At 56.9% G+C, this 1,531-nt stretch carries 2 protein-coding genes; both read left to right on the top strand.

Going from position 1 to position 1,531, the window contains the following annotated elements:
• Positions 1-98: 98 nt before the first annotated feature.
• Entirely contained in the window at positions 99-470 is a 372-nt protein-coding gene (locus tag QFW80_RS17530) for a DUF6869 domain-containing protein (RefSeq protein ID WP_331488475.1), read from the top strand.
• Positions 471-537: 67 nt separating this feature from the next.
• The gene (locus tag QFW80_RS00905; RefSeq protein ID WP_280599058.1) at positions 538-1,020 is read left to right on the top strand and encodes a hypothetical protein; all 483 of its coding nucleotides are present in this window, start codon (positions 538-540) and stop codon (positions 1,018-1,020) included.
• The last annotated feature ends 511 nt before the right edge of the window (positions 1,021-1,531 follow it).

Genomic DNA, 1,531 nt, shown 5'->3' with positions numbered 1-1,531 from the left:
GTTCTTCCAACGGGGTTGGGTCCACGGGCCCGCAGCCCTAACATTTCATTCAAGCCGATGCCGCTTCGCGGCACGGCTTAATTCAGGCGTTAGGCGGCATGGGCAGATCTCAGAACATTGAGGATTGGGCGTCGGCTTACGTCGCCTTTCAGCAAGATGGCCGCAGCTCAGACGAAAACCATCCGCTTTGGTGGGCAGCGGAAAGATTCATGGAGGATCCAGGCGCCGAGGACTGCTGGAGTGCAATCCTGGCAGTCCTAGCCAAGAACCCACCGGACTCAGTCATTGGCATACTCGCCGCTGGCCCGCTGGAAGACCTCATTCATCAGGCCGGGCCGCAGTACATTGACCGCATCGAGCTGGAGGCTCGCCGCAACCCGGCGTTCCGTCATTTACTCGGTGGCGTCTGGCAGAGCAGCACACCAGATGTCTGGGCTCGCATAGAGTCAGCACGGGGCGGTTCGTGGTAATGCCGCCTAACAATTCATTCAAGCCGACGCCGCATTGCGGCGCGGCTTAACTCAAGCGTTAGCGCTCATGAAATCTTTCCACGTAGTCATTGCCAGTCTTCTCCTTGCTGTAAGCGCAATCGGCTGCACCTCGGGTTCGGCCGGCGAAGCCGATGTTCAGGCTATTGCAACAGCTACGGACGCGCGCAAGGCCAAGCCCGAGATTTCCAATGGCCTTGTCAAGAGCTTCGAGTTCTTAGGCTGTTCTGGAGACTGGATGGATGAGGGTAATACCCCAGACGTATGGCGCACCGGCAGCGAGAATGGCACGTACTTCTTGGTACGACACGCTGACACTTGCGGCTATACCATCGGGTCTAAACCGGCAGCAAAGATTCATGGCGACTCACTCGAACTCAGCTATGAGCTCAGCAACACTAGCGGCATGCTGGCTGCTTGCCCATGTGAGTTCTGGGCTAAGTTTGAGCTTGCAGAGGTTCCAACCAAGCTGGAAACAGTCTCTGTCAATGGCGTCGAGGCACGGCTCAAGGGGAGCCTCGCTGAGCGCTAACAATTCATTCAAGCCGACGCCGCTTCGCGGCGCGGCTTAATTCAGGCGTTAGGGCGCATATGAAGATTCGCGCAATCTGGTCCCTACTACTTACAGTTGCTTGGCTACCGACCTCGGCTAGTGCTGGCACCGTGTCCCTTGTCTCTGATAAGCAGCTTTGTGACAACGCTCCTCCACTGGAGCAGGCTGCCCATTTAGAGCCTAGCCGCAACGGCAACGTAATTACGCTCATCGTCACTGCTCAGCTCAACTGCGCATATCTTCCGGACAAACCAGTGCTTCGTGAGTGGCGCAATGCTGCAACCCTGTCGCTCCCAACAAGATCGCCTTCTGGCATGGCTACAGCCTGCCTTTGTGCGCATCAAATGACGTTCGAGATCTCAGATCTGTATGAGGGAGTTCAGACCATCTACTATGTCCAGGACGGTACCGTTCTGGGGCACGTGGATGCGCCCTAACAATTCATTCAAGCCGATGCCGCTTCGCGGCACGGCTTAACTCAGGCGTTAGG

This window comes from Luteimonas rhizosphaericola, assembly GCF_029888045.1.
Lineage (GTDB): Bacteria > Pseudomonadota > Gammaproteobacteria > Xanthomonadales > Xanthomonadaceae > Luteimonas > Luteimonas rhizosphaericola.
The sequence above is the reverse complement of the archived record's forward strand: the minus strand, read 5'-3'. Positions and strand labels throughout refer to the sequence as shown.